Source organism: Anaerococcus sp. Marseille-P3625 (assembly GCF_900232825.1).
GTDB lineage: Bacteria > Bacillota > Clostridia > Tissierellales > Peptoniphilaceae > Anaerococcus.
Genome location: NZ_OCTP01000010.1, coordinates 109,513 through 117,519, shown reverse-complemented (window position 1 = coordinate 117,519; position 8,007 = coordinate 109,513). Strand labels below are relative to the sequence as shown.

At 28.9% G+C, this 8,007-nt stretch carries 7 protein-coding genes; all 7 read right to left on the bottom strand.

Translation table 11 applies throughout. The annotated features are described in order from the left end of the window. Positions 1-33 precede the first annotated feature (33 nt). Positions 34-342 (bottom strand): TnpV protein, encoded by a 309-nt coding sequence (locus tag CS884_RS10885; protein ID WP_369122520.1) that lies wholly within the window; start codon positions 340-342, stop codon positions 34-36. 1,179 nt (positions 343-1,521) lie between these two features. Continuing rightward, positions 1,522-2,082: a type III toxin-antitoxin system ToxN/AbiQ family toxin gene (locus tag CS884_RS01870; protein WP_099320398.1), complete on the bottom strand. Its 561-nt coding sequence runs from the start codon at positions 2,080-2,082 to the stop codon at positions 1,522-1,524. Positions 2,083-2,359: 277 nt separating this feature from the next. Further along, on the bottom strand, positions 2,360-4,066 hold the full coding sequence (locus CS884_RS01865; protein ID WP_099320397.1) for a DNA topoisomerase 3: 1,707 nt from the start codon (positions 4,064-4,066) through the stop codon (positions 2,360-2,362). A 69-nt stretch (positions 4,067-4,135) separates the two neighbouring features. Continuing rightward, positions 4,136-4,276 carry a hypothetical protein gene (locus tag CS884_RS10565; RefSeq protein WP_170111634.1) on the bottom strand — a complete coding sequence of 47 codons (141 nt, stop codon included), beginning with the start codon at positions 4,274-4,276 and terminating at the stop codon, positions 4,136-4,138. Positions 4,277-4,492: 216 nt separating this feature from the next. Then, a complete protein-coding gene (locus CS884_RS01860) occupies positions 4,493-5,371 on the bottom strand; it encodes a CD1107 family mobile element protein (RefSeq protein WP_099320396.1) in 879 nt (292 codons plus the stop codon). Between the two features lie 15 nt (positions 5,372-5,386). Continuing rightward, positions 5,387-7,741, bottom strand: coding sequence for a leucine-rich repeat protein (locus CS884_RS01855; RefSeq protein ID WP_099320395.1), 2,355 nt, complete (start codon positions 7,739-7,741; stop codon positions 5,387-5,389). After that, positions 7,738-7,995 carry a hypothetical protein gene (locus CS884_RS01850; RefSeq protein ID WP_099320394.1) on the bottom strand — a complete coding sequence of 86 codons (258 nt, stop codon included), beginning with the start codon at positions 7,993-7,995 and terminating at the stop codon, positions 7,738-7,740. Before CS884_RS01850 ends, CS884_RS01855 begins: the two co-directional genes overlap by 4 nt. Positions 7,996-8,007: the final 12 nt, after the last annotated feature.

Below are 8,007 nucleotides of genomic sequence, written 5' to 3'. Positions count from 1 at the left end.
AAAAAAAGGAAGTAGACTCTACTTCCTCATTTTTTAGATTAAGATTATCTCCTTTTCCCCTATTTCTTGTAGGGTCATATCCATGTTCTTCTTCAATCTCAGATATTTCAGATAGTCCTCTTCTTTCAGTTCTTCTGTCAGACCCCAAGTTTCCATCATTTTGACTTCTTCCCTCGTTATAAAGTCCTCTATCTCTTTTTCCTTTGATAGAAGATGATCCATCAATGTCCCTTGCAAATACATTATCTGATAATCCTCTTCTTTGTTCTCCTTGAGAAAGTTCAATCTCATCCTTCCCCATCTGTTGAGTTTCTTTAAATCTATTTCCTTGGGAATTGCCATATTGGGTATTAGGACTTCCATGCCTTCCTCCAATTCTTCCATCTTGTATGTCCCTCCCTGTCTCTCGAAGGAATTCTCCTTGACGATTGGTGTGTAAATCCCCTCCTCCATGAGGTATTCCTTGCCTGCCAATGTTAATTTCTCTTTCATCTTCCAAGCCTCCTTTAAAATTTATTTCACCGTTTATATCAGAACTTAATTTATTATAACGCTCCTTAAGCTCTTTTGTCTGCTCCAAATCTTTTCTTTCTTGAATTTTCTCTAAAATTTCTAATCTTTTTATTTCACTTCCCAAATCAAGTAAGATATTTTTACTTATATTAGCACTTATACTTAATACTTTGTCTATGTCCGAACTTGATATTTTAGACAGTAAAGATAAGTTTTCTTCTTTTAGCTGATATGAGACCTCCATTCTCTCGCTTATGGAAATTTTTACGGATTCTTTTAACAAATTAAAAAGGTCTACCTTTTGAATGCTTTTTAAACTTTCATCAGATAGACTTTCTAAAATTTTATTGAATTTTCCTCTAACATTACTTTCTACTAAGGCAGCAATTTTATCTTCTTGGCTTAATAGAAGCTTACTATCTTTTTCTTTAAACTTATCTATCATTTCATCTAGTAAGTTTAAATGCTTTTTGGTATCATATTTCCATAACTTTACCTCAGAAATATTATGATTAATACTTACCGTTTGCCTTATGTCGAATATATATTTTATCCTTCTACTATCTATATCTAAAAGTGGTATTCCTTTTTCGCCTCTTTTAACGCTTCTACCTATACTTTTCCAATAATCAAATTCTGCACAGGCTGTTGCTTTTGGATCCATATTGTATATAGATATTTGATGCATATATGGATACTTATAGTTATTGCCTGATACCTTTAAATATTCCTCATATTTTTTTATATCTTTCTTAAATTCTTCTTTTGCAAGATAGATTGTTCTGCTTAAATCTACTATATCATATCTTGGCATTTTATCCCTCCTCATTATAGTGATAAAAATGAACTAAATTTTTATATATTTATTTATTAAACTTTATTTCTTTCTATTTTTTAAATTTCTGTAAGCAAAAGATAACTTTAAAATGTCATTTACGCTATCTTTTTATTGCAATAAAAAAACGATTGAAATTTTTTACTTTTCAAATCGCTCTAACTGCCTTTATTCTATTGCTTCCAATCCAACATTGCCTTTTCTAACTTTGAAAAATTGCAATTTGCTCTTCTTATAATTCCTGTTTTCTTTTGATTTTTGTATATTTTTTCTACCTTTATCAAGATCTTTGTTTTTATTTTTAAACAAAAAGCATATTCTTTTTGAAATAAGTCTTTATATCTGATATCTTTAAGTTCGTTAAAATCAATTCTTTCATAACAATCAGTCGGTACAGGAATCATTTTCTTAATATCCAATATAGATAATATGTGCATTTTTTCTCTATCAGAATAATATTTGTAAATATCTCCATCTATAGTAATACTATTATCGATCACTTCATAAATCAAAAAATGCTCATCAGAAACATTCTTGCATTTTTTATGTTTTTCCTTTGCAGAAGAAATTGGAATAAAATAATTATAATTTTCTATGCCAACAATAATTCCAACAAATGGTTTTATACTGTTTCTATACGATGGATTATAATAAACTTCTGAATCCACTTTATTTAGACATTCAAGGTAATCGGAATTTACAGTATAAAATCCATATTTAATAACTTCTAGCATTGTTTTATCCTAAAAAAACAGAGAGGTTTTATCCTCTCTGTTTGCTTTAATGCTTCACCTTTGGGATATAGGTAGTGAGACACCTTCTTTAATGTTCCACCTTTAACGGTAGCGGGACACCATCTTTATCTGATAAGAGTATAACGTATATTTATAGTTATGTCAAATCAGTAAATTTCCTAATTGCTATTCTTTTATCATTTAATTATACCCTATTTCTTTCAAAAATCACTCCTTTCTTCATTCCTATAACCGTATTCAATTTTTTATAATTAATTTACTTATAATATTTACATATAGTATTTTTTATTTCTTCTTCAATTTCTTTTAAAAAATTCTCTTTATATTCCTTACCCTTTGCTATATCACTTAATCTCATTTCCCATTTTGCTGTTGTCTTTGGAGATTTAAACTCATCTATAACTATAGTCACTAGGTTTAATCCCTTTCTAGTTGATATTAGATTTTTCTTTTCTCTTTTTATATAACCTTTGTATATCAAATTTTCTATTATTCCCGCTCTTGTAGCAGGAGTACCAAGTCCTTTTCTCTCAACTTCAACATCATTAACTAATTCATCATTCCCAGCTATTTCCATTGCTTTTAAGAGTGTGTCTTCAGTGAAGTGTTTAGGTGGATTTGTATACTTCTCTTTTATATCTTTATTTTCAATATATAAAAAATCTCCTATTTTTACATCAGGAAGTTGTATATCTTCTTTCTTCTTTGATTTATATTCTTCTAAATATTTTGTAAATCCTTCTTCAGCAATTATTTTATAAGTGTTTATAAATTCAAACCCGTCAAATTCAGCCACTATCTTTGTTGTATTTTCTACAAGAGGATATCCAAAACTTGCATAGAGTTTATTTGTTATAAGTCTATATACTTTGGCTTCACTTTCCGGAAGATCTGAAATATCCTTATTTAACGAACTTATCGTTGGAATTATTGCATGATGATCTGTAACTTTTTCAGTATTAAAAACAACCTTAATTCTTTCTGTATCAAAATCATTTTTCCCTATAATATTATTTACAGTGCTTTCTATCATGTCTACTGTCAAATATCTTGAATCTGTTCGTGGATAGGTAATATACTTCTTTTCATACAGGCTTTGGGCATAATCTAGGGTTTGTTTTGCACTGTATCCAAAATACTTATTACATTCTCTTTGAAGTGTTGTTAGATCAAAGGGCAGATTAGGCTTTGTAATCTTTTCTTTTTTAATTACATCGGTTATTTCAATTTTTTCTCCGATTAAATTTTTAAGCTGCTCTGCCACTATCTTGTCATCAATTCTATCTGTCGACAGTGTAAATCCATTCATAGAAATCTCCACTGTATAATATTTTTCTTTTTTAAAACTATTTATCTCATCATCTCTATTCACAATCATTGATAAAGTTGGTGTTTGTACTCTGCCTACACTATAATTTTCATTATATAGACAGGAGTAAAGTCTACTTATGTTCATTCCAACAAGCCAATCAGCTATGGCACGAGCTTTAGCTGAATCAAAAAGATTATCATAATTACTTCCATCTTTTAAGTTGCTAAATCCTTCTTTTATGGAAGAGTCTTCCATTGAGGAAATCCAAAGACGTTTCATTTTCTTCTTACAATTTGCCATCATATATACAAGTCTAAAGATAGCTTCTCCTTCTCTACCAGCATCACAAGCATTAATAATGGTGTCAACTTCATTACTATTCATTAGTCTTTTAAGAATATTAAACTGTTTTTTAGTTGTCTTCGTTACCTCATACTTGTATTCTTTTGGGATAATAGGTAAATCTTCAATTCTCCACTTCTTATATCTTTCATCATACACATCAGGATTTGCCATTTGTACTAAATGTCCAACACACCATGAAACAATGTATCCATCCCCCTCATAATATCCATTATTTCTATTTTTTGCTCCTATAACTTTTGCTATTGATGCTGCAACACTTGGTTTTTCTGCGATTACTAATTTCATTTTTCCTCCTTTAATTTTTTAATAAAAAAATGAGAGATTAAATTTTCAATCCCTCATCTTTTTATAGCTCTACTGATTTTTTATTTTTTCTATAATATTTATTCCATTATCTATTACATCTTCAAACTTTATGTCTCTAGCATAAAGATTTTTCTTCGAATAAGAATTCCATCTGTATAAAAAAGCTTGATCCGTTTTTAGCATTCTCATTAAACTTATGATTTTATCTATATCAAATTCTTAATTATACAATCAATCATTTCAACTTAGCTTTACTTATATATTAAGTTTGTGCTGTCGTTTTGTTCATCGTTTTTTATTAAAGTTCCAGAATTCTAATTGTACTTTTCTATCATATGTTTATAAATTTACACGATAATTGAGTTTATTGTTGTCCTTAATCTACTGCTTAAATCATTGAGAAGATTAAAATTCATCTTCATCTGGAATAATTTCTGTATCTTCCTTATCTTCAAGATCATAATCCTCCCCTTCAGATTCATAATCATCTTCTAATTCATTATAATCTTGCTCATCTTCAAAACTTGCTTCTTCATTTTTTTTATAGATTTTGAAGTAATATCCTGCACCCATTACACCAACAATAATTAAACCCATAAATAAATAAAGTCCTACCCCTGATTTCTTTTCTTCTTTCTCCTCTTTCTTCGGTTTTTCCTCCACCGGTTCTTCTTTTTTCACTACTTCTTCTTTTGGCTTTACTTCACTTTCTCCTTCAATCATATTTAGTAGATCTTGTTCTCCAACTTCTGTTAGTAATTGTACATTTTCTTGATTTTCCGAATGATCTACAATGAGGTGCATAGTTTTTCCACTCTTTGTTTGAAAGGTTAAAAATTGTCTAACATCTATTGGATTTTCCTTTTTTTCATCTCTTGATGTTTGATCTTCTACTTTCGGTGTAATATCCTGTCCATTTTTATCTACATTTTCTATAACTGTTCCTCTTGCCTTATTTTCTTTTGTAGCTAATGGATTAATTGCTTTAATATTGCCACCTTTAACAAGTTTAGATGGCTTTTCTTTTTTATCTACTTGCTCATTTTTTATGTTATTTTCTTGTATTTTCGGCACTTCCTGATAAGGAATTTTTTGACTCTCATTAGATGGTTCATATATATCTTCATCAAATAAGCTTTCTAATTCTTTACTTTTTTCTGGCAAATAAATATCATTTGACTGATTTTTTATTTCATTATCATTGCTCTTAGCTATGGATATGCTTGGCATACTTAATAGTAAAAGGAGTAGCACTAAGGCTACCCCTAATCTTTTTTTCTTCATAGTTATCTCCTTTTCTTACTTTATATTCTTAAAGACATAAACTGCCTTTCTGCTATTATCCCATTCTATACTTTGATCTTTTTCATCTCTTATATCCCCACAGCTTGCATTAAAAGCTTTAGCTATATTGGAAATAGATGCGTGAATTCTTCCATTTATAATTACAGGTTTAGTGTCAGAATGATAAATGTTTCCTTGACTATCTTTCATAACACCAGTATCTATATTTAATCTTAGAGTTTTTTTAGGTAAGGCTGTATTTTCTTTATTTGAAAAAATAGCCTCTCTCTTACTATCATCATATTCTACATTAAACCCAAGAGTATAGGCTGCATATCTAACAGGTAGCATAATGCGATTATCCTTAATATATGCTTTTACATCCATATACACAGTAGTTTTCTTTCCATCTTTTATAATGTTATAGAAGTTTTTGTCTACTTGAAAAACTGCAAATTCTTTTTCATCTTTAACTTGTTTTTTGTTTTGTTGTTCCTCTTGCTTTTTCATCTTATTAAGATCAAATTGATTTAGGATATTTTTGTCATCAGCTTTTAAAAGTTCGTCCCACTTTTTGTCTTGAGATTTCTTATCTTCTTTCTTCTCTTTATTTTCTTTTTGAAGTTTTAGAAGTTCATCTAATTTTTTAGATAAGTCTTGGTTTAGGTTTTTGTCTTTTTCATCTTTAGCTTGTTTTTCAAGTTCTTCTTTCGATTTTTTATTTGCTTCCTCGATTAACTTCTTTGCTTCTTCGATTTTCTTATCTAATTCTTCTTTTAGCTTTTTAATTTCTTCTTCAGAAGCTTTTTGTTTTTCTTCTAGTCCTTTAATCTTATCTTCTAATTCTTTTTTTGTATTTTCAGAAGATTCTTTTAAACTATCAATAGTCTTTTGAAGCTCTTCAATTTTTTTACAGCATTCTGACTTAGAATTTTCTGTCTCTTTCTTTTTAGACTCAAGGTCTTTTATCTTAGTATCTTTTTCATCAAGAGCTTTTTCTAAGTCCTTAATTCTATTGTCTTTATCTTCAATTTCTTTAGTCTTCTTTGCAAGTTCCCCTTCTAAAGACTCGAGCTTTTCTTGCATTTCTTTAATTTTATTTTCGTTTTTATCGGTCTTTTCTTTCTCGACTTCTAACTCCCATTTTGTAGATGAATAATCTTCTTTTAGTTTTGCATTTTCATCTTGTAATCTTTTTAATTCATCTTTAAGCTGAGTAATTTCTGCTATTAGTTCATCATTGTTAGAATTTTTAAGTTCCTCAATTTCTTTATTCAATTGAGCAATCTTATTATCTTTATTTCTAATCTCTTCTTCTAGCTTAGCTTTTTCTTGTTTTAGTTTCTCTCCATTATCTTTGCAAGATTCTAACTTTTCCTTTAACTCATCTATCTTTGATTGGTCTTCTTGTTTTTTATCATTTAAATCTTTGATCTGATTTTCTAAATCCTTAATGTTTTTAGTTAAATCATCAATCTTATTGTCCTTTTCATCAATATCTTGTCCTGTTAAATCTGTTTGAGTATCAACGGAATATTTATTTGGATTGTATATAGTCATCTTTCCTTGATACATATCATTGTTATAATCAAATTCAAGTTCTACACTATCTACATTCTTATCAAAGACAAACTCTCCATTTTCATAACTTAATCCATTAGGAATAGATTTAAATCCTTGATTTCCGTTGAAACCAAAATGATTTTCGTAAAATGGATTTTGTTTTGGTCTATATTCAACTTCTTGATTATGGAATACTCCCTTACTGTTAATATTTGGATTGCCTAAAACTTTTATAGTGTGCAATTTATTTCTCGAAAAAGCATACTGTTCAATTGTCTTCACAGACTTCGGTATAGTTATTTCTTGGAGGTTATTTCTTTCAAAAGCATTATGTTCAATATTTACCAAAGTATCAGGTAAAGTCACTTCTCTAAGTCCACAATTGAAAAATGCTAAACCACCAAGATAAGTTAGACTATTTGATAGTTTTACCTCGTCTATACTTGCATCGTAAAAGGCAGCATAGCCTAAATGCTTAACAGAATCAGGAATAATTACTTTATCCCAATGTTTGCCACGTCCAAATTCTCTTTTATATCTAAGTTCATCGTTTGAATGACTTAAAGAATAATTTCCATTTATAGACTTCGTTCCTTCAGGAAATACTAGAACATTTGTCTTTTCTTTCTTTTCTAAGCCTTTATCACTAAAAGCAATTATATTTCCCTCAGAGGAATACATAAAATCATCTTCCGTCCATTCTACCTTAGCATCTGTATTTGCATATACAGGACTTACAGCCACTATATTCACTAGACTTACAAGTAGCATTATCACAGCTAAAATTCCACTGGTTATTTTTTTCATAAATTTTCCTCACTTTCATTTGTATCTTTTCTTTTAAGTTCTTGTCTTTCTCTATTTTCTTCTTCCTTATTTTTTCTAACAATAAATAAAAATTCATCAAGAGATATTTTTCGACTTCGAAATTCCTTGATGACCTCTAAATTTTCTATTTCTTCTTGTTCCTCTGCTAATAACTGAAGTTCTATTTCAATTTCTTCTTTTTTCTTTCTTAAATTCTTCTGTTTTTCTATGTTTCTATTTAATTTTTTATTCATAGATTTTTACTC